General features: G+C 58.0%; 15 protein-coding genes. 5 read left to right on the forward strand and 10 right to left on the reverse strand.

Features of this window, described 5'->3' with window-relative positions; all coding sequences use genetic code 11:
- Window positions 1–326: 326 nt before the first annotated feature.
- Window positions 327–1,718 (reverse strand): NarK family nitrate/nitrite MFS transporter, encoded by a 1,392-nt coding sequence (locus APU02_RS22690; protein ID WP_042283584.1) that lies wholly within the window; start codon window positions 1,716–1,718, stop codon window positions 327–329.
- A gap of 352 nt (window positions 1,719–2,070) precedes the next feature.
- Between APU02_RS22690 and narX the strand changes: the two genes are divergently transcribed.
- Together narX and narL are read left to right on the forward strand one after the other, a co-directional pair.
- Window positions 2,071–3,867 (forward strand): nitrate/nitrite two-component system sensor histidine kinase NarX, encoded by a 1,797-nt coding sequence (gene narX, locus APU02_RS22695; RefSeq protein ID WP_060571313.1) that lies wholly within the window; start codon window positions 2,071–2,073, stop codon window positions 3,865–3,867.
- Window positions 3,860–4,510, forward strand: coding sequence for a two-component system response regulator NarL (narL, locus tag APU02_RS22700; protein ID WP_012906023.1), 651 nt, complete (start codon window positions 3,860–3,862; stop codon window positions 4,508–4,510). Before narX ends, narL begins: the two co-directional genes overlap by 8 nt.
- Here the strand turns inward: narL and APU02_RS22705 are convergent, their stop codons facing one another.
- The 7 genes from APU02_RS22705 to nasR all read right to left on the reverse strand — a co-directional run bounded on the left by APU02_RS22705 (window position 4,511) and on the right by nasR (window position 16,956).
- Window positions 4,511–5,917: a YchO/YchP family invasin gene (locus tag APU02_RS22705; protein WP_072197178.1), complete on the reverse strand. Its 1,407-nt coding sequence runs from the start codon at window positions 5,915–5,917 to the stop codon at window positions 4,511–4,513. It lies immediately after the preceding gene.
- Window positions 5,918–6,018: 101 nt separating this feature from the next.
- Complete coding sequence (locus tag APU02_RS22710; RefSeq protein WP_060571314.1) at window positions 6,019–8,601, reverse strand: nitrate reductase; 2,583 nt, start codon at window positions 8,599–8,601, stop codon at window positions 6,019–6,021.
- Entirely contained in the window at window positions 8,598–12,590 is a 3,993-nt protein-coding gene (gene nirB / locus APU02_RS22715) for a nitrite reductase large subunit NirB (protein ID WP_072197179.1), read from the reverse strand. Before nirB ends, APU02_RS22710 begins: the two co-directional genes overlap by 4 nt.
- Window positions 12,591–12,600: 10 nt before the next feature.
- Window positions 12,601–13,389, reverse strand: a complete 789-nt coding sequence (locus tag APU02_RS22720) for an ABC transporter ATP-binding protein (protein ID WP_042283593.1) — start codon at window positions 13,387–13,389, stop codon at window positions 12,601–12,603.
- 9 nt (window positions 13,390–13,398) lie between these two features.
- On the reverse strand, window positions 13,399–14,274 hold the full coding sequence (gene ntrB, locus APU02_RS22725; RefSeq protein ID WP_060571315.1) for a nitrate ABC transporter permease: 876 nt from the start codon (window positions 14,272–14,274) through the stop codon (window positions 13,399–13,401).
- Between the two features lies 1 nt (window position 14,275).
- Window positions 14,276–15,526 (reverse strand): CmpA/NrtA family ABC transporter substrate-binding protein, encoded by a 1,251-nt coding sequence (locus APU02_RS22730; RefSeq protein WP_060571316.1) that lies wholly within the window; start codon window positions 15,524–15,526, stop codon window positions 14,276–14,278.
- A 242-nt stretch (window positions 15,527–15,768) separates the two neighbouring features.
- Entirely contained in the window at window positions 15,769–16,956 is a 1,188-nt protein-coding gene (nasR, locus tag APU02_RS22735) for a nitrate regulatory protein NasR (protein ID WP_120714936.1), read from the reverse strand.
- 73 nt (window positions 16,957–17,029) lie between these two features.
- Between nasR and APU02_RS22740 the strand changes: the two genes are divergently transcribed.
- Together APU02_RS22740 and APU02_RS22745 are read left to right on the forward strand one after the other, a co-directional pair.
- Window positions 17,030–17,383: a DsrE/DsrF/TusD sulfur relay family protein gene (locus APU02_RS22740; RefSeq protein WP_060571317.1), complete on the forward strand. Its 354-nt coding sequence runs from the start codon at window positions 17,030–17,032 to the stop codon at window positions 17,381–17,383.
- 260 nt (window positions 17,384–17,643) lie between these two features.
- Window positions 17,644–17,889: a DUF1883 domain-containing protein gene (locus APU02_RS22745; RefSeq protein WP_042283606.1), complete on the forward strand. Its 246-nt coding sequence runs from the start codon at window positions 17,644–17,646 to the stop codon at window positions 17,887–17,889.
- 50 nt (window positions 17,890–17,939) lie between these two features.
- Here the strand turns inward: APU02_RS22745 and APU02_RS22750 are convergent, their stop codons facing one another.
- Window positions 17,940–18,635, reverse strand: coding sequence for a gamma-glutamylcyclotransferase (locus tag APU02_RS22750; protein ID WP_042283609.1), 696 nt, complete (start codon window positions 18,633–18,635; stop codon window positions 17,940–17,942).
- 195 nt (window positions 18,636–18,830) lie between these two features.
- Window positions 18,831–19,061, reverse strand: coding sequence for a putative cation transport regulator ChaB (chaB, locus tag APU02_RS22755; protein ID WP_060571318.1), 231 nt, complete (start codon window positions 19,059–19,061; stop codon window positions 18,831–18,833).
- Between the two features lie 276 nt (window positions 19,062–19,337).
- On the opposite strand from chaB, the gene chaA reads away from it, so the two are divergent.
- Window positions 19,338–20,438, forward strand: coding sequence for a sodium-potassium/proton antiporter ChaA (chaA, locus tag APU02_RS22760; protein ID WP_042283615.1), 1,101 nt, complete (start codon window positions 19,338–19,340; stop codon window positions 20,436–20,438).
- The last annotated feature ends 111 nt before the right edge of the window (window positions 20,439–20,549 follow it).

The following is a 20,549-nucleotide window of genomic DNA, read 5'->3' on the forward strand; positions in this document are numbered from 1 at the left end:
GTAACGCGCTGAAAGGACGTGGGAATTGATAACGATCAAGGCAGACCGGGAACAAAACGACGGGTAAATTTGGTTATACCCCTTTGGGGGGATTTAACAAAAATATATAACCTTATGTTTTTAATGAAAATATTTTCAGCCAATACTACGCTAAATGTTAAATTTTACCGGGGTGGGTATTAAGGGGTATGCCCCCTGCATGACCCCTTTACGCCGATGTAACCGACAGGCTAAGCGTCTAAAAATACATCAGTATGTTGTAACTAATTGCAGGATAAAAAAAGCGCGGTCTAACACCGCGCAAAGGATAATCAATAACGACTTTTTTATTTATTGGAATGGCGCCCATATACCAGCCAGGTGATAACCACGCAGGCGATATAGAAGAACAGGAACACTTTCATTGCACCAACCGGCGAACCGGTTAACGCCAGCGATGTGCCGAACGCTTTCGGGATAAAGAAACCGCCAATCGCGCCAATGGCCGAGATAAAGCCCAGCGCTGCCGCCGTGTCGGTAGCCGCTTCTCGCATCGCTTTCTCTTCCGAACCGCCTTCCGCTTTTACGCGGTCCATCGTCAGCTTACGGAAAATCACCGAGATCATCTGAAACGTTGAACCGCTCCCCAGCCCGGCGGTCATGAACAAGGCGAGGAACACCACAAAGAAGGCGATAAAGCTGCCGCCGGTACCGTTTGTGGGCAGCGTCAGGAACAACAGACCGCTGAATATCGCCATCAGCACGAAGTTCACCAGCGTGACGCGGGTACCGCCGAGACGGTCGGAAATAGCCCCGCCCGCCGAGCGCGCCAGCGCGCCAATAAACGGCCCAAAGAAGGCGTAATGCAGAATCTGTACATCAGGGAACTGAGTTTTCGACAGCATCGCAAACCCGGCAGAAAAGCCGATGAACGAGCCAAACGTCGCCAGATACAGCAGGCTCATGATCCACAAGTGGCCGCGTTTCAGGACCGGTAGCTGCTCTTTCAGAGACGCTTTGGAAGTCGCCAGTTCATTCATACCAAACCATGCGGCCAGGGTGAAAATGGCCAGGAACGGCACCCAAATCCACGCGGCGTTCGCCAGGTACAGCTGCGAACCGTCGGGTTGTTCAACACCGTGACTGCCGAAGAGGGCAAAAATGGACAGCGAAACCACCAGCGGCGCAACCAGTTGCATGACGCTCACGCCCATGTTGCCGAGACCACCGTTCAGACCCAGCGCGCCACCTTGCTTCTGTTTTGGAAAGAAAAAGCTGATGTTCGCCATACTGGAGGCAAAGTTAGCCCCGGCAAAACCGCACAGCAGAGAGATCAGAATAAAAGTGCTGAACGGCGTGGAGGTATCCTGTACCGCAAATCCTAACCATACGCATGGCACAATCAAAATCCCGGTGCTGAAGGCGGTCCAGCGGCGTCCGCCAAATACCGGCACCATGAAAGAGTACGGCACACGCAGCAGCGCGCCGGAAACTGACGGCAACGCAGTTAGCATAAACAGCTGATCGGTGGTGAAGTTAAATCCTACCTTCGGCAAATTGACCGCCACAGCACTGAACAACATCCATACGCAAAACGCCAGCAGCAGACAAGGGACGGAAATCCACAGGTTGCGACTGGCGATGCGATGACCCCGTTGCGCCCAGAATGCCGGATCTTCCGGACGCCATTCTGTAATTACTGCTCCAGATGCCCTTTCAGGGACGGATGAATGACTCATAGACACCTCTGATACTCGATTTAATGTCTGCCACCTTAGGGTTTACGGGATTTGGTAAGTTGATATAAATCAAAGGAAAAGCCGTCATTCTGCGGCCCAAAAAATGATGATCACCCTAAGTGAGTAGCGCGTATCGGTAAAAAATATGTGGTTTTTCACCATACTGAGTCACCCTACTCCCTCCTTCGCAAAACCCCTGCCACTCGCGGCAATTAAGAGGTAACTCGTTTTAGGTATGGGTATACTCCAGGTGATAGCCGAGAATAACGCCACTGCCCGCCCTCGCCCGCAGTATCGTCATTCATTGGGGTCACGACTCCCCGCAGCCAGTGACCTGAAGGAAGAAGGTTTTATGCTTAAACGTTGTCTCTCTCCGCTCACGCTGGTCAACCAGGTAGCGCTTATCGTCATGCTCTCCACGGCTCTTGGGATGGCGGGAATGGCTGTTTCCGGCTGGCTGGTACAGGGCGTTCAGGGCAGCGCCCACGCCATCAACAAAGCCGGTTCGCTGCGCATGCAGAGCTATCGCCTGCTCGCCGCGGTGCCGCTACAGGGTAACGATCAGAAATTGCTGGACGAGATGGAACAGACGGCATTTAGCCCGGAGCTCACCCGCGCCGCGCAGCGCGACGGCCAGCAGGCGCAGCTTAAGGCCTTACAGGCGTACTGGCGCAGCGAGCTGTTGCCCGGTCTGCAACAGGCCAACAGCCGCGAGGCGGTCGCCGCTGACGTCGGACGCTTCGTTACCGGTCTGGATAATCTGGTTTCGGCGTTTGACCATACCACGGAAATGCGTATCGAACGCGTGGTGATGGTACATCGGATGATGGCGATTTTTATGGCGCTGCTGCTGGTCTTTACCATCATCTGGTTACGCGCGCGCTTGCTTCAACCCTGGAAACAGCTGCTGTCGATGGCCCGCGCCGTCAGCCATCGCGACTTTACCCAGCGCGCACGCATCAGCGGACGTAACGAGATGGCAATGCTCGGCGATGCGCTGAACAACATGTCTGACGAACTGGCGGAAAGCTATTCAGTTCTCGAGCAGCGGGTAAAAGAGAAAACCGCCGGGCTGGAGCAAAAGAATCAAATCTTTTCGTTCCTCTGGCAGGCAAACCGCCGTCTGCACTCGCAGGCACCGCTGTGCGAGCGGCTCTCGCCGGTGCTGAATGGACTGCAAAACTTGACGCTGCTGCACGACATTGAGTTGCGGGTTTATGACCAGGAAGATGAAGATAATCATCAGGAATTTACCTGTCAGTCTGACAGTAGCTGCGACGACAAGGGCTGCCATTTATGTCCGCGCGGAACATTGCCGGAGAGTGACGGCGGCATGACCCTGAAATGGCGTCTGACCGACACCCACACCCAGTACGGCATTCTGCTGGCAACCCTGCCGCCGGGCGGACACCTGAGCCACGATCAGCAGCAACTGGTCGACACGTTAGTCGAACAGCTTACCGCTACGCTGGCGTTGGATCGTCATCAGGAACGCCAGCAGCAGTTGATTGTCATGGAAGAGCGTGCAACCATTGCGCGCGAACTGCATGATTCCATTGCCCAATCGCTGTCCTGTATGAAGATGCAGGTCAGTTGTTTGCAAATGCAGGGTGACACGTTACCGGAAAGCAGCCGCGAGTTGCTGAGCCAGATCCGCAATGAACTGAACGCCTCATGGGCGCAATTGCGCGAACTGTTAACCACTTTCCGGCTACAGCTGACCGAGCCTGGACTGCGTCCTGCGCTGGAAGCCAGTTGCCAGGAATACAGTGCCCGCTTTGGCTTTACGGTAAAGCTGGATTACCAGTTGCCGCCCCGCCTGGTGCCGTCGCATCAGGCTATTCACCTGCTGCAAATTGCCCGCGAAGCGTTAAGCAACGCGCTCAAACATTCGCAGGCCGATGAAGTGGTCGTCACTGCGGCGCTAAAAGGTAAGCAGGTGAAATTAACCGTCCAGGACAACGGCTGCGGCGTGCCTGAAAACGCCGAACGCAGCAATCACTATGGCATGATCATTATGCGTGACCGGGCCCAGAGCCTGCGCGGTGATTGCCGGGTGCGCCGTCGCGAGACGGGAGGCACTGAAGTCGCTGTCACCTTTATTCCCGAAAAATACTTCACTGAAGTGCAAGGAGATACCCATGAATAATCCGGAACAGGCAACCATCCTGCTCATCGACGATCATCCGATGCTGCGGACCGGCGTCAAACAGCTTGTCAGCATGGCCGCGGACATTACCGTGGTCGGCGAGGCCAGCAATGGCGAACAGGGTATTGAACTGGCGGAATCGCTTGACCCGGATCTGATCCTGCTGGACCTGAATATGCCTGGCATGAACGGTCTGGAAACCCTCGACAAGCTACGGGAAAAGGCGTTGTCCGGCCGTATCGTGGTGTTCAGCGTCTCAAACCATGAAGAAGACGTGGTCACCGCGCTCAAACGCGGCGCGGATGGCTACCTGCTAAAAGATATGGAGCCGGAAGATCTGTTGAAGTCCTTACAGCAGGCCGCCGCTGGCGAAATGGTGCTGAGCGAAGCGTTAACCCCAGTGCTGGCCGCCAGTCTGCGCGCCAACCGCGCCACTTCTGACCGCGACGTGACCCAGCTTACCCCGCGCGAGCGCGATATCCTGAAGCTCATCGCCCAGGGTCTGCCAAATAAAATGATCGCCCGCCGCCTGGACATCACCGAAAGCACGGTAAAAGTTCACGTCAAACATATGCTGAAAAAAATGAAGCTGAAATCGCGTGTAGAAGCCGCGGTATGGGTGCATCAGGAACGCATCTTCTGATTACTCCTCCGGGAGCAGTCGCCAGCGCGGATCGTCATCCGGCATTGCCATAAACGGCTCCGTCAGCGCAAGCGTGATCTCATTGGAGGAGACACGCTGACCTTTTTCGTCTTCCACCACCACCGACAACCGCCAGCGGTTGGTCGCCCCTTCACTGCTGTCCCATGCTGGCATAATGATCGTCCAGCCATCAATGCTGTCAGGATCAGGCCCGGAGGTCAGGCTCAGCGCCTGGGTATCGCCCTGCCAGGTCAGGTGGAGCACTCCGTGCAGACTGCGCACCTGGAGTTTCAGCGCTACCGTTTCTCCGGCATGCAGATCCCACGGCGGCGTCGCCAGAAACACGCTCAACGTTTTGCGCTGACGATATTCCATGGTAGGCAGGTTGTTACGCTGTGGATTGTCATAGCGACTGCCGCGCAGTGATTGACTGGCCGCCACTTCGCTGGCTGACAATTGCTTTTTCAGCGGTACGCCGAAGCGATAGTTGAGGTTCAGGCCAAGATTGTTCTGGCTGACGCCGCTCTCGCCCTGCTTGTGCTGGGCGGTCACCGTGACCAGCGGCACCGGAGTGTAATTGAGCCCCAGACTCACCGCCACCGGATTATGGTAGCCCGTCCCGGAGTCAAACAGATCGACGCTGTCGCCAAAATATTGTTCCACACTGACCCGGGTATTGAGGTGCTGGTAGAACGGCATACGCATTTCCGCGCTGAGGTCATATCCGCGCGCCATCCGCTGTTCCAGCGTATCCGTGTGCGTCTGCCAGGAGGCGAACGGCTGGTAATAATTCGCGGACAGGCGTAAATATTCTCCCCACGCTTCCGCTCCCAGCCCTGCGCGCTGCAGGTTTTCATCGAGAAGATTGTCGTAAAAGGTGTTATAGCCCAGCAACCAGCCGTCGCGCGCCCAACGCTGTCCGATACCGACATTGCTCACCAGCCCATCGTCCTGTTGCGTCAGGCCCAGTTGACTCCAGGTGAGGTAGCGGGTGTTATCCTGCCAGGGGATAAACCAGCTTCCGCGGCTACCGTTGAAATTGCCTTCGTTGTCGACCTGGACATTGACGCTGGCGTTGCCCCACGGCGACAGCCAGGTTTCCAGTTGCTGGTTCACCTGCTCGCTGAGGGCGTCGCGCACCTGTTCGAAGGCGAACTGTTTCGCCTGCTCGCCCGCATCCAGGCCGTTATCGGTCATACTTGCTTCGCCAAAGGCCTTCATCATTTCCGCGAAATGCTTTTCCCCCTCGTTTGACGTTGGGGTCATTCCCAGGTCGGGCAAACCATCCTGATTATTATCGAACGGATTCTCGGCCTGATGGATAAACGTAGATTGCGCGCAGGCGTGACCGCCCGCCAGCAGCAGGAACAGGGAGAACAGCGTGGGATGAGAAACAAAACGGCTCAAATCAGCGGCGGCTTCTTACGTCTATCGATCAATAAAACACGGTAAAAGCCTATCCGATTTTTCGCCGTTTTGCAGGCTTTCTCACACTTTCAGGATAATCCTTACGCTTTGCAGGGAAGCATCCGCGCCAGAATCGCTTTTAGCTCCGGTACGCAGGAGCCGCAGTGCGTACCGCAACGCAGGCTTAACCCCAACGCCGCCACCGAGTCGCAACCCTGACCTATGGCCTGAGCAATGGTTTTCTCCCCGACGCTAAAGCAACTGCAGACGATCGCCCCCGGATCGGCTTGCTCGCCGTCAGCGTTTCCGCTCAGCAGCGCATGGCGCGCCCTGGCGGTTTCCGGCGGCTGGCGAAAAGCGGAGACGATTAGCGCCTCATCAAGCGCAGGCAGTACCGTTCCCGACCAGAACCCGGACATCAGCCTTCCCTGACGCCAGGCGAGCAGATGCTGCCCGTACGGCGTCGTGGCCCGCTGTATCTGCCAGCCCTGCTCAGTGTAGTGATTTTCCAGCCAGTCGGTAACGGGACGATCGGCAGCCAGCGTATAGCGCAGCCCGCATCGCGTGGCTTTTCGCCAGCGGTGAACATAAGGCGGTAGCGTCAGCGGATCGCGGCAGAACAACTCTCCCTGCCAGCACGGCTGCCACGGGGTGATACGCACCGCCGTCTGTTTGCTTTCCGGCTGACCGGAATGCGGGTCACACACCGGCGCAACCAGCGCGTTCACCCTCCCCTGACGGGCAAACTGATTGTTCCAGTGCATAGGTGCAAAAGCGCTCCCCTCGCGCTGACCGGGGTGTATCATCACCCTTGCGACCATCACGCCGCGCGGCGAATGGATCCGGCACAGAGCGCCGTCAACAAGCTGAAGTCGCGCGCCATCCCGCGGTGACAGCTCGACGATCGGTTCGCTGATATGCTGCATCAGGCGTGGGACATTTCCGGTGCGGGTCAGCGTATGCCATTGGTCGCGAATGCGCCCGGTATTGAGCACCAGCGGATACAGCGGATCGCCGCAGGTATTCATGCCCTGCGGCGCAACCGGCACCATCCGCAGACGCCGCCATGCCGGCGGCGCGTCTTGCGTGCGGCTTACCGGCCAGCGTACAGGCGTCAGATCCTGCCACTGTTCACGGCTGAGTGCCGCCAGCGCGCCGATATCAAATGCCCGCTCACCGTTATTTTCAAACCCGGAAAGCGCGGCGTGTTCGCGAAAGACCTGCCACGCGTCCTGCCAGGCAAATGCGCTGGCGAATCCCAGTCGCTTAGCCATTTGCGCCACAATCCACCAGTCGGCGCGCGCTTCGCCGGGCGCGGGTAAAAACGCCCGCTGGCGCGAGATCCGCCGTTCGGAGTTGGTTACTGTGCCGTCTTTTTCCCCCCACGCCAGCGCCGGAAAACGGATATGCGCATAACGGCTGGTATCCGTCTTTTCCATTACCTCAGAGACAATCACCAGTGGGCACGCCGCCAGCGCCTGACATACCGCATGGCTGTCCGGTAGCGACACCGCAGGATTGGTGCCCATGATCCACACCGCTTTGACCTCGCCGCTGGCGATAGCCGCAAACAAATCGACCGCCATCAGCCCCGGCGTTTGCGCCAGGCGTTCCGTCCCCCAGAAACGGGCGACGCGCGACACGTCAGCGGGTTCAAAATCCATGTGAGCGGCAAGCTGGGTCGCCAGTCCGCCGACCTCGCGACCGCCCATCGCGTTTGGCTGTCCGGTCAGCGAAAAGGGGCCGCAGCCTGCGCGGTTGACCTTTCCGCTGGCGAGGTGAACGTTGATAATAGCATTACACTTGTTGCTGCCGCTGGCCGACTGGTTAATGCCCATGGAGTAAAGCGTGATGGCGGTCCGGGCGCTGAGAAACCAGTCATAGAAGGTGGCGACGGTCTGCCGTTCCAGCTCGCAATATTCCGCCACCCGCGCCAGCGGCCATTCGTCAGCCAGCGCCAGCGCCGCCTGACCATCGACAAAGTCGCTGTTCGCCAGCCCACTCTGCTGGAGCGCGTGGAGCAGACCGACAAACAGCCCGCCGTCGCTGCCCGGCGCGAGAGGAAGATGAAGGTCGGCGATGTCACAGGTGGGCGTACGGCGCGGATCGATCACCACCACCCGCATCGACGGGTTGTCGGCCTTTGCCTGCGCCAGGCGCTGGTAGAGTACCGGATGCGTCCAGGCGGCGTTTGAGCCGACCAGGATCACCAGTTCGCTCTGCTCGACGTCCTCGTAACTGCACGGCACCACGTCGGCGCCAAAGGCGCGTTTGTAGGCGGTGACCGCCGACGACATGCAAAGTCGGGAGTTGGTGTCGATATTGGCGGCGCCGATAAAACCTTTCATCAGCTTGTTCGCCGCGTAATAGTCTTCGGTGAGCAACTGACCTGAGGCATAGAACGCGACCGCCTTCGGACCGTAACGGTCAATAATCGCCTGCAGCCGATGGCCTGCGGTATCCAGCGCCTGCTGCCAGTCGGTAACTTCACCGTCCACGGTCGGGTGCAGTAAACGTTCCGCCAGCCCGGTGGTTTCGCCGAGTGCTGCGCCTTTCACGCACAGCCGCCCATAGTTTGCCGGATGCGACGGATCGCCTCTTACGGTGACGCCCTTTTTGCTTACCTCGGCAATTACCCCGCAGCCAACGCCGCAGTAAGGACAAGTGGTTCGGGTTTCGCTCATGATGCCTCCGCGCGCAGCAGCAGCGCCTGATTGCCGACCCACACCGTCCCGCCTTCCACTTTCACCGGCCACGCGCGTACCATCGGTTCGCCGCTGTCGCACTGACGGCCATCGCGCAGGCGAATACGCTGTTTATACAGTGGTGAAATGACGATCGGTTCGCCGCCGGCGTCGCCCAGAATGCCGCGGGAAAGCACGTTGGCGTCGCTGCCCGGCTCGCGATCGTCCAGCGCGAACACCGTTTCGCCAAAGCGGAACAGCGCAATCTGCCGCTCACCCAGTCGCGCGCCGACGCCCAGGCGTTCCGGGATCGCCTCAACGTCGCACACCGCCTGCCAGGGTCGCTGGTTTTCCTCCTGCGGCTGGCTGATGAGGGTTGACCGGAACAACGCCAACTGCTGCGGGTCGTTCAACGTCGTTTGCCACTCACACTGGTAGCTTTCCACCACGCGCGCCATCTCCTGCTCCAGCTCGTCGGCAATGCCGAGGCTATCGTTGAGGATCACCTCGCGCAGGTAAGCAATGCCGCCTTCGAGATTATCCATCCAGGTACTGGTACGCTGTAAGCGGTTGGCCGTGCGAATGTAGAACATCAGAAAGCGATCGATGGTGCGTATCAGCGTGTCGCTGTCCATATCGCTGGCAAACAGATCGGCGTGACGCGGTTTCATGCCGCCATTGCCGCACAGGTACAGGTTCCAGCCCTTATCGGTGGCAATAACCCCGACATCTTTGCCCTGTGCTTCGGCGCATTCACGGGTACAGCCGGACACCGCCATTTTGATTTTATGCGGCGCACGCAGCCCTTTATAGCGATGCTCCAGCCTCACCGCCAGTCCGGTGGAGTCCTGTACGCCGTAGCGACACCAGGTCGAGCCAACACAGGATTTCACCGTCCGCAGCGACTTGCCGTAGGCGTGCCCGGTTTCAAATCCGGCTGCAATCAGGTCGCGCCAGATATCCGGCAGTTGCTCCAGTCGCGCGCCAAAGAGATCGATGCGCTGACCGCCCGTAATTTTGCTGTACAGCCGATAGCGTTTGGCGATCTCGCCCATCGCGATCAACCCGTCAGCCGTCACTTCTCCCGCCGCCATTCTTGGCACGACCGAATAGGTACCGTCTTTCTGAATATTGGCGAAAAAACGATCGTTGGTATCCTGTAGCGGCCTGTGCGCAGGCTTCAGCAGATAGTCGTTCCAGCACGAGGCCAGCACCGAACCGACCAGCGGCTTACAAATTTCGCAGCCGTGGCCCTGTCCGTAGCGACTAATCAATTGCTCAAAGGTATGGATCCGGTTAACCCGCACCAGGTGATAAATTTCCTGACGCGAATACGAGAAGTGTTCGCAGATATCCTTTTTGACCTCCACGCCCTGAGCGGCAAGCTGATGTTCCATCACCTGTTTAACCAGCGCGCTACAGCCGCCGCAGCCAGTCGCCGCCTTGGTGCACTGCTTGAGCGCGGGGATATCGGTTGCGCCCGCGCTGACCGCCTGGCAGATATCCGCTTTGCTGACGTTATGACAGGAGCAAACCTGCGCGCTGTCCGGAAGCGCCGCCACGCCGAGGGCAATAGGCGCGCCAGCGGAAAGCGCAGGTAAAATCAGCGACTCTGGCCGGGCGGGAAGCGCAATCCCGTTCAGCATCATCGGCAACAGCGTGGCGTAGTCGCCCACGTCCCCCACCAGCACACCGCCGAGCAACGTTTTGCCGTCGGCGCTAACGACGATTTTTTTATAGATTTGCTCAGGACCGTCGATCCACTGGTAGCTTTTTGCGCCTGGCGTGCGGGCCTGCGCGTCGCCAAACGAGGCGACATCCACGCCCAGAAGTTTCAGTTTGGTGCTCATGTCCGCGCCGCTAAAACACGCCGACTCCTGCGCCAGTCCGGCGGCAACCACTCGCGCCATCTGATACCCCGGCGCAACAAGTCCATAAATCCGCCCTTCCCAGAGCGCGCATTCGCCAATGGCGTAAATGGCGTCATCAGAGGTCAAACACCGGCTGTCTATGCGGATCCCCCCGCGTTCACCGACGGCTAATCCGGCGTCGCGCGCCAGCGCATCCTGCGGGCGGATCCCGGCAGAAAAGACCACCATATCGGTTTCCAGACGCTCGCCATCGGCAAAATGCAGGATCAGACCGTCCGCCGTGGTCACAATCCCGGTGGTCGCTTTCGCGGTGTGCACACCTACGCCCAGCGCGTCGATTTTCTCGCGCAACATCGCCGCGCCAGCGTCATCCAGCTGTACCGCCATCAGGTTTGGCGCAAATTCAACAACGTGCGTTTCCAGCCCAAGCTGGCGCAGCGCGTTTGCCGCTTCCAGCCCCAACAACCCACCGCCGATCACAACCCCACGACGCGCCGCTTTGGCCTTCGCCGCAATGGCGTCCAGATCGTCCAGCGTGCGGTAAACAAAGCAGCCAGGCGAATCATTGCCCATGACCGGCGGCACGAACGGATACGATCCGGTAGCCAGCACCAGCTTATCCCAGTGGGTTTCATGACCGCTGGCGGTACGAATTATCCGCCTCTCCCTGTCGATAGCGACGACGCGCTGCGAAAGTCGTAATTCAATGCCGTAGCGGATAAAAAAGTCCTCCTCCACCAGCGACAGCGACTGCGCGCTACGTCCGGCAAAGTATTCCGACAAATGTACCCGGTCATAGGCGGCGTGGCGCTCTTCACCGAATACCACAATCTGATACTGCTCATGCAGATTGCGGCTTACGCACTGCTCAAGGAAATGGTGGCCTACCATTCCGTGTCCCACAACGGCCAGCGTCGGTTTTGTCATCGTCTTCAGTCCTGCAACCGTCGGTTGCGTGTCAAAGTGGTCGAATAACCAGTCAGGATGTGCCGTCGCGCGCTGCGCCAGCAGTTCGGTAAACGGCGCGGCGCTGCGGCAATCGCCCATCAGTAACGCGCCGGCAAGTTTGCCGCCACGAATAAGCAGACGCCGATAATGTCCGCTGAGTGGATCAAGGCTGGAATACACCTCGTCGCCGGGAAGGGTTTCCACCGCGCCTGCGCTGAACAGGTCAATGCCGGTCACTTTCAGGCGGGTTCCCGACTCCTGCCAGCGAAAATCGTCCTCCGGCGCGCCACAAAGACGGGCCGCCAGCACCGCCGCCTGCGCCAGACATGGCGCGACCAGCCCCCATGTCTGACCGTTGATTTCACAGCACTCGCCCATGGCGCTGACATTCGCTATGTTGGTACGTAACTGCGCATCAACAACAATGCCGCGCTGGCACGCAATGCCGCTTTCCTGCGCCAGACGAATATTGGGCTTCACGCCGGTGGCGATAATCACCCGATTTGCCGCCAATACCCGCCCGTCCTGTAGCGTCACCGTCTGCTCTGCAATACGCGCGATGCCGGATGAAAGGAAACAGTGGATCCCGCGGGTGGTGAGTTGCGCTTCCAGTAGCGCACTGGCCTGATGGTCAAGCTGTTGTTCCATAAGACGATCTGCCCGGTGCACCAACGTGACGTTGTCACACGAATAGCGTAACGCCGCGGCGGCTTCTACCCCGAGCACCCCGCCGCCCAGTACTATCGCGGGGCCACCTGCCTGACAGATCTTTTCTACATCCTGGACGGTGCGGAACGCCGTGACATGCGCCTGGTCAGCCCCCTCAACCGGCGGGATAAAAGGGTCGGAACCGGTGGCAAAAACCAGCTCATCCCAGCCCAGGCTGCGCCGGGTGGTGGTAAGCGTTCTGGCGTGGACATCGACGGCGATCACCGCCTCCCCGTTCAGTACCGTAATACCGTGGTCGCGATACCATTGCGGCGCGTGCAGCACCGTTTCGGCAAAGGGCTTTTCGCCACCGAGCACCGGCGTCAGCAGGATGCGGTTGTAAGCAGGCTGCGGCTCATCGCCAATCAGAGTAATGCGATACGGACGCCGTTCGTCGGCAACGAGTATTTCCACCAGTCGGGTGGCCGCCATACCGTTGCCGATAATCACCAGTCGCGTCATCTGCTCCTCCTTACGCCGCCTTCGGCTGTTTTTCGTAGAGGAAATGGAGCACCCGCTGACGCAGGTTGTGATAACGGCTGTCGTCCGCCAACTGCACGCGATGGCGCGGGCGCGGCAGATTCACCGCTAAAATCTCGCCTACCGTCGCCGCCGGACCGTTGGTCATCATCAGCACACGGTCAGACAGCAGTACCGCCTCGTCGACGTCATGGGTAATCAGCACGATAGTGGTGTTGAGCGACTGCTGGATGTGCATCACCGTGTCCTGCAAATGCGCGCGGGTCAGTGCGTCAAGCGCGCCGAACGGCTCATCCATAAGCAGTACTTTCGGCTTCATCGCCAGCGCCCTTGCGATCCCCACGCGCTGCTTCATGCCGCCGGAAATTTCGCCGGGGTGTTTGCGCATGGCGTGGCCCATCTGCACGCGGGCCAGATTGTGTTCGATCCAGTCGCGCCGCTCGGCTTTGCTCATGGTGCGACGAAAGACCTGATCCACCGCCAGCGCCACGTTGTCGAAACAGGTCAGCCACGGCAGCAGTGAATGATTCTGAAACACCACCGCCCGCTCCGGCCCCGGTCCGGCAATTTCGCGGTTATCGCAAATCAACCCGCCTTCACTGGGCAATGTGATGCCGGCAATAAGGTTCAGCAGCGTGGATTTACCGCAGCCGGAGTGGCCGATCAAACTGACGGTTTCCCCTTCGTGAATGTCAAAGGAGACATTTTGCAGCGCCAGAAACTCGCCGCTGGCGGTTGAAAAGCGTTGGCTGACCGCCTGTATCTGTATTAACGGTTTCATGTTTGCCTCCTATTTATCCTGCCAGCTAAAACGCCGCGCCATCAGCATCAGACCCTGCTCCAGCAGCAGGCCAACCACGCCGATGATCACGATAGCGATGAGAATGTTTTCCACATTGAGGTTGTTCCACTCGTTCCAGATCCAGAAGCCGATACCCAGCCCCCCGGTCAGCATTTCGGCGGCGACAATCACCAGCCAGGCGATGCCGATAGACAGTCGAACGCCGGTCAGAACGGCAGGCACAACGGCGGGGAACAGAATGCGGCGCATGATCGTCCACTCGGACAGCTGTAGCACCCGGGCGACATTGAGATAGTCAGCGGGAATGCGCCGCACGCCTTCTGCGGTGTTGATGACCATCGGCCAGATCGAGCAGATAAAAATGGTCCAGCTTGAGGCGGGTTCCGCTTTCTGAAACAACAACAAGCCGATAGGCAGCCAGGCCAGCGGGCTGACCGGGCGCAGCAGCGCGATAAGCGGCGAAAACATGTTTGAGAAGAAGGTGAAGCGGCCAATCAGAAAGCCCAGCGGGATCCCGACCAGCGCGGCAAGGCCAAAGCCCGTCGCCACCCGCTGTAACGACGCCAGCACGTTCCAGCCAATCCCCATGTCGTTGGGTCCGCCATTGTAGAAAGGGTCGGCGAATAGCGTCAGCGCCGAGTCAAGGGTGCTGAGCGGCGTGGGAAAGCCTTTACTGTTGATGGCCGCCAGCTGCCAGCAGAACAGCAGAAGGCCGATTCCCAGCCCCGCCGGCACCGTTCGCTGCACCCCATGGCGCAACCAGCCGGAAAGCGGAGACGCGCGCCTGCGGACCTGTACCGGCGGCAGGACGACCACGTCGGCCACGACGGGTTCAGCCACTTTCTTTTGTGTGTTGTTCTGCATATCAGACTCCCATACGGTTAAGCGAGAAACGGGTGGCATAGGTTTCCGGCTCGCGCCCGTCCCAGACGGAACCGTCCAGCAGCGTGCTGCTGCGCAACAGGCCAGAAGGCGCGGTTATGCCGCCGCCAATGGCGGTGGCGGCGTCACGCCAGATGTCGGTACGGTTGACCCGCGCGGCAATGGCGGCGTAGTCGGGCGCGTCCTTCAGCAATCCCCAGCGACGGAATTGGGTCAGAAACCACATGCCGTCGGAGTGCCAGGGAAAGCTCACTTCACCCTCCCGGAAGAAACGCATCGGATGCGGATCCTGCCAGCGACGCCCTGCACCGTTGTCGTATTCCCCCAGCATGCGCCCGGTCAGATACTGTTCTTTGGTATTCAGCCACGCCCGACGAGAGAGGATCTGCGCCGTTTCGCGCTTATTCCTTTCCGACGCGTCAATCCAGCGCGAAGCCTCCAGCACCGCGCTGACCAGCGCCCGCGCGGTATGTGGGTTCTGTTGCACCCATGCGCGGCGCGTGCCGAGCACTTTTTCCGGATGATCGGGCCAGATCGCCTGCGAGGTGGCGGCGGTAAACCCGATCCGATCGTTAATCGCCCGTGCGTTCCACGGTTCGCCGACGCAAAAACCGCTCATGTTTCCGATGCGCATGTTCATCACCATTTGCGGCGGTGGAACAACCACAGTCCGGACATCGGTAAACGGATTAATCTCCGCGCTGGCAAGCCAGTAGTACAGCCACATGGCGTGGGTGCCTGTCGGGAAGGTATGCGCAAAGGTAAACGTACCGGGCGCCTGCGCGGCGATCCTCTTTTTCAGCGCCGCCGCATCGGTGACGCCCTGCGCCTGTAATTCCGCAGAAAGCGTGATCGCCTGACCGTTCTGATTCAGCGTCATCAGGTTCGCCATCGGTTGCGCTTTGCCGGCTATTCCCAGTTCAAGCCCGTACAGCAGGCCATACAGCACGTGGGCGGCGTCCAGTTCGCCGGAAACCAACTTGTCGCGCACAGCTGCCCAGCTGGCTTCTTTGGTGGGTACGAGGGTAATACCGTACTTTTTATCAAAGCCCTTCAGGGCGGCGATAATCACCGGCGCGCAGTCAGTCAGCGGAATAAATCCCACTCTCACTGTTGCCTGCTCGGGCTTGTCCGACCCTGCCGCCCAGACCGCTGACATCGCCCCCGGCAGCAGGCAGGTTGCGCCCAGCACAGCGCTGGCCTGAAGCAGTCGCCTGCGCGTTAACGAAACCATGTTGTTCTCCATATCCGCTCCCCATGGCAAAAAAAAAGCGCCCGGCAATGCCAACGCATTGCAGGACGCCTTTATCCTCAAAACGAACAGACCGCCGTTGGTCCGTCGCTAAAATGTCTGTAATACGATTTGCAATTCAGATGCCAACTTTGCAGAGGCCTGTCTGGCGGACAAACGGTGTAGTGTGTCACCGCGCTGCACCGCAAACAGGCAACGTTTGCCCATTCACCGTGCAGCGTGTCTTAGCGCGCGCTTTGCATCAGCGATTTCACGGTAAGCACTGCGCGGGCGATATCCACCATTCGCTGGTTTTTATCCATCGCCATTTTGCGCAGCGTTTGCCAGGCTTGTTCTTCGCTGAGCTGCTGGTGATTCATTAACACGCTTTTCGCTTTATCAATCACCTTGCGCTCTTCCAGCGAGTCCTGTAGCGAAGCCAACTGCCCACTGAGCTGCTCCAGCTGTCGCGCCTGCTGGCGCACCACCAGCAGTAACTGTTTATCGCGCCGCAGCGAGAAGGTATCCGCGGCGGCGTCGTTGAGCCAGCTTTCCAGCGGCAGTGCGCACTCTTGCTGGTTCAGTCGACGCTCTACCGCGTTCATCAACTCAGCAATCAGCATTTCTTCGATAGCGCGCAACTGCTCGAGGCGCTGAGTCTGAAGGGTAAACCAGCGTAACGCGCTTGTGCCGTTGTCGGCGTCAGGCTGGCGGGTACAGGCATGGCGTCGCAGTTGTTCGACCGCCCCTTCCGCCTCGCCATACTGGCGGAATTGATGCACCACCGCCGGGGACGCCAGTGAAAGAAAGGTGTCAAAGCAGAGCTGCTGACCATCGATGCGATCAACCAGCTCCTGACGCATCTGCGGGCTAAATTCACCGTGGGTGAAGCCTATCGCCCCCAGCGCCCGCTCCTGGCCAACCAGCTCTTTTCCCTGCATAAAGCTGTACAGGGCGACTAAACCTCCGGCGACGTGCGGATGATCGATACTGTCGTTAAGCTCCGGCACGATACTCAGTAAATGGCGTAACAGTCGGCTGTACTGTTCCATCGCCTGTAGCGCGGGCTGATTGCGTCCGCTGACGCTATCGCGCAGCGCCGGTAATTGCTCAAGACACCATACCGCGCTGGCAATGCGATGACACAGCGCGCTGTTGGCTGTCGGCAAATAGTCCTGTAACAGGTGCTGCAACCGCCGGTGTTCCTCATCCACCAGCGCCCGGCTGGCACGGATTTCTGCCACATACAGCGTGCCTTGAGAGCATAACCAAATGTTGGAAGCCCCGCGTTCGCACTGTAGCATATGCACCAGATGGCTGATGCGCGAGACCAGTTTTCCGGACTGCGCCAGTTGCCGAAGCTGCGTGTTTTCAAGCTGGCGCGCGTAGCGGAACCATTGCGTCGCCCCTGGCGTTTCCACGTTTGTCATCATGTCAGCTCTCCCGGATAACAGATTTATTCAGGAGTAAGCAATATCCATGCCCCTTCAGACAACAGGAGTTAAAATGCAAAAGATAGCGATCGTCGCCAACGGTGCGGCCTACGGAAGTGAGTCCCTGTTTAACAGCCTGCGTCTCGCCATTGCGTTACGTGAACAGTCGCCCGAACTCGACCTCCGACTGTTTTTGATGTCAGATGCCGTCACGGCAGGACTGCGCGGCCAGAAACCGGCGGAAGGGTATAATATTCAGCAGATGATTGAGATCCTCACCGCCCAGAACGTACCGGTGAAGCTGTGCAAAACCTGTGCCGACGGGCGCGGGATCACCGATCTGCCGCTGATCGACGGCGTGGAAGTCGGCACGCTGGTGGAGCTGGCGCAGTGGACGCTGGCTGCCGATAAAGTACTCACCTTCTGACGGTTGCGCAGCCCGGCTTGCTGTAACGACCGGGAATTGCCGAATTTAATCTTCCCGTGGCGCATTTCCCGCAAAAGTAAGTGCGCCCGATCACGCTTTTTCGCCCGATTTTGTCATTTTTGTTTAATCGTTATGCCATTTTTTGATCAAAATCAGCATTCCCCGACTCACTCTTTGGTGTTATGCACTGAGTGAAATGTGAACAACATCACGCAATACTTCCGCGAGGAAGTAGGTTGTTTTCAATAACGGGGTGAAAAATGGCATTAGTGAAAGCAAGTCTGAAGTTATTTGGTGGGGATACCGTAGTGGTGCGCTGCTCGGAGCGTTGTCACATCCACCTGATGAGCGAGAAAAAACACGTAAAAGACACGCAGACCGACATTTTAAGCGTGCAGGATCGTGATAACGCGTGGTTGACCGTCCCTTACACCGGCGTCTGGAATGTACTAATCGACAGTCACAGCCAGTCGCTGGAACATTCCATCAGCTATATCGCAGCCTGATAATTATAAGCCCGGCCGCGCTGACGCTGACCGGGCAAAATAACCTGGCGCTACGCGAAGCCGGGACGCATTACCCCTTCGGGCAGCGTTTCCTCTAACAGCCCCCGCACGTTCGCCACCAGATCGTTCAGACAATCATCCTGCATGCCCAGCTTCTTCAGCTCTAGTTCCAGCGAAAACAGATACTGCGCATTGGTGCCAAGCGGACCGCTGGCTTTGGCGATCAACGGCGCAACCACCTGCGCGCGAGTGTCCGACTCATACAACGGATGACGCGGATCCATAATAAACACCAGCGCGTTCACCGTGCGACCATCGTCCAGCGCCAGCTGACACCAGGTTGGCAGGTAACAGCCGGTGATCATTTCGCGCTTCCATAGCAGAGTCAATTCTTGTTCAAGCGAGATATCCGACAGGCGATAGGCCACGCCAGTGGTGCGTCCGCCCTCTTTCAGTGCAAGCATCCGCCCAGGCTGGCAGGCAGTCCCGCGTCCGGCGGTCAGCTTCAGGCAAAAGGCCCGGTGCCAGCCCACCAGCGTACCGGTACACGACTCATCGAACTCCAACGCCGGGTTCCACATCAATGATCCATACCCGAAGATCCACACCGGTCCGTCGTCCGGTCGGCAGGCCAGCGTCGCCGCAAGGGACGCCGCACGTTGCTCTGCCGACCATAAGAGTGATTCTTCAATAGCGCCAAATGCCGTTTTGCAATCGGCATTCATCAAGAAATCACGCGTTAACACCTTACACCTCCGCCACTGCCTACTTCCCTGCGACAACTTTTGACGCCTTCCGGGCCTTTTAACTGCTCATTTTGAAACCAACAGCAGGACAATATGCAATTCGCGGGCCGCTTGCAAGGCGGCGACAGGGTCAGGCAGCACGATTCGCGAAGCGACTGAACACGGTCATTTTGTTAAACCTTACATTTGAAGCGCTTATGATTTTTTATGCCATTTATCATCATCGCCCTTTTCATAATCATTTTTGACCGCCGCCCACGCAACCTTGTGCGCTGTCTCTTCGCGGCTGGCGTCATCCCGCCGATCCGCTTTGTCTTTGTACTGATCCCAGGCGCTGTTAAAAGCCTCTTTATAAATATCCTGAGCATGAGCGGGTAACACATTCTGTACGCTTTCCGGCAAATCTTTTTTCGATTTATACGGCATGGTTGCCTCCTCTTTCGGCTAAACCTTAAGTGTGGTCAACGCCCCTTTATTTCGCCACCCAGGTGGATGTTTTGCTAAAACACTTTATCTAACTCACTGTTATTGAATTATTCTATAAACAAAAGCGCTTCTTTTTATCGTTTCACAATTAAAACGGAGAGTTGGGGTAAAATTTCGTAAAAATGCCCCTACAACCTTACGTTTTCTGTTATTTTTTATCATCTTTATTACATTTATAACGATAGTTTGCCTGCATCACTTTAATGGAGAGTATGAATGACACATGCACAGGAGGCGGTGAAAACCCGCCACAAGGAGACATCGCTTATTTTCCCGGTTCTGGCGCTGGTAGTGCTGTTCCTGTGGGGGAGCAGCCAGTCACTACCAGCGGTGATCGGTATTAATATTCTTGCCCTGATTGGGATTTTGAGTAGCGCGTTTAGCGTGGTTCGTCACGCCGATGTATTAGCCCACCGCCTCGGTGAGCCTTACGGCTCGCTTATCTTAAGCCTGTCGGTAGTTATTCTTGAAGTCAGCCTGATATCGGCATTAATGGCCACCGGCGACGCTGCGCCAACGCTGATGCGCGATACGCTTTATTCCATCATTATGATCGTCACCGGCGGCCTGGTCGGTTTTTCTCTGCTGCTCGGCGGACGTAAATTCGCCACGCAGTATATGAATCTCTATGGCATCAAGCAGTATCTGATTGCACTGTTTCCGCTGGCCATTATTGTGCTGGTCTTTCCCATGACGTTGCCCGGCGCCAACTTCTCCACCAGTCAGGCGCTGCTCGTGGCCCTGATTTCCGCGGCGATGTACGGCGTGTTCCTGCTGATTCAGACCAAGACGCACCAGAGCCTGTTTGTCTATGAGCATGAAGACGAAGGCGATGACGACGATCCGCACCATGGTAAACCCTCCGCACACAGCAACATATGGCATGCGGCGTGGCTGATTGTACATCTGGTTGCCGTGATCGCCGTGACCAAAATGAATGCGAATCCGCTGGAAACCTTGCTGACGGAAATGAATGCCCCGGTGGCGTTTACCGGCTTCCTCGTGGCGCTTCTGATCCTCTCCCCGGAAGGGCTTGGCGCGCTGAAAGCGGTGCTGAATAATCAGGTACAGCGGGCGATGAACCTGTTCTTCGGCTCGGTGCTGGCGACCATTTCACTGACGGTACCCGTCGTGACGCTGATTGCGTGGGCAACAGGTAACGAGCTGCTGTTCGGCTTAGGCGCTCCGGAAATGGTGGTGATGGTGGCCTCTTTGCTGCTGTGCCAAATTTCGTTCTCAACGGGAAGGACGAATGTGCTGAACGGCGCGGCGCACCTGGCGCTGTTTGCCGCCTATCTGATGACGATTTTCGCCTGACGGCCCAGCGACGGCCGGGCCGATGTTTCGCGACATCGCCTGGCCTGAGGATTAACGACTACTGTATCACCCATTAACCGACTGTAATCATTAATCTATTTTCGCAGTTAA

Origin of the sequence: Citrobacter sp. 50677481 (assembly GCF_001463265.1) — a bacterium.
GTDB lineage: Bacteria > Pseudomonadota > Gammaproteobacteria > Enterobacterales > Enterobacteriaceae > Citrobacter_A > Citrobacter_A sedlakii.

Excerpts from the sequence above, each read along its gene's own strand:
- nirB (WP_072197179.1), bottom strand. The coding sequence starts at position 12,590 with ATGACGCGACTGGTGATTATCGGCAACGGTATGGCGGCCACCCGACTG.
- APU02_RS22740 (WP_060571317.1), top strand. The coding sequence starts at position 17,030 with ATGCAAAAGATAGCGATCGTCGCCAACGGTGCGGCCTACGGAAGTGAG.
- chaA (WP_042283615.1), top strand. The coding sequence starts at position 19,338 with ATGACACATGCACAGGAGGCGGTGAAAACCCGCCACAAGGAGACATCG.
- APU02_RS22690 (WP_042283584.1), bottom strand. The coding sequence starts at position 1,718 with ATGAGTCATTCATCCGTCCCTGAAAGGGCATCTGGAGCAGTAATTACA.
- nasR (WP_120714936.1), bottom strand. The coding sequence starts at position 16,956 with ATGATGACAAACGTGGAAACGCCAGGGGCGACGCAATGGTTCCGCTAC.
- ntrB (WP_060571315.1), bottom strand. The coding sequence starts at position 14,274 with ATGCAGAACAACACACAAAAGAAAGTGGCTGAACCCGTCGTGGCCGAC.
- APU02_RS22720 (WP_042283593.1), bottom strand. The coding sequence starts at position 13,389 with ATGAAACCGTTAATACAGATACAGGCGGTCAGCCAACGCTTTTCAACC.
- APU02_RS22730 (WP_060571316.1), bottom strand. The coding sequence starts at position 15,526 with ATGGTTTCGTTAACGCGCAGGCGACTGCTTCAGGCCAGCGCTGTGCTG.
- narX (WP_060571313.1), top strand. The coding sequence starts at position 2,071 with ATGCTTAAACGTTGTCTCTCTCCGCTCACGCTGGTCAACCAGGTAGCG.
- chaB (WP_060571318.1), bottom strand. The coding sequence starts at position 19,061 with ATGCCGTATAAATCGAAAAAAGATTTGCCGGAAAGCGTACAGAATGTG.
- APU02_RS22745 (WP_042283606.1), top strand. The coding sequence starts at position 17,644 with ATGGCATTAGTGAAAGCAAGTCTGAAGTTATTTGGTGGGGATACCGTA.
- narL (WP_012906023.1), top strand. The coding sequence starts at position 3,860 with ATGAATAATCCGGAACAGGCAACCATCCTGCTCATCGACGATCATCCG.
- APU02_RS22710 (WP_060571314.1), bottom strand. The coding sequence starts at position 8,601 with ATGAGCGAAACCCGAACCACTTGTCCTTACTGCGGCGTTGGCTGCGGG.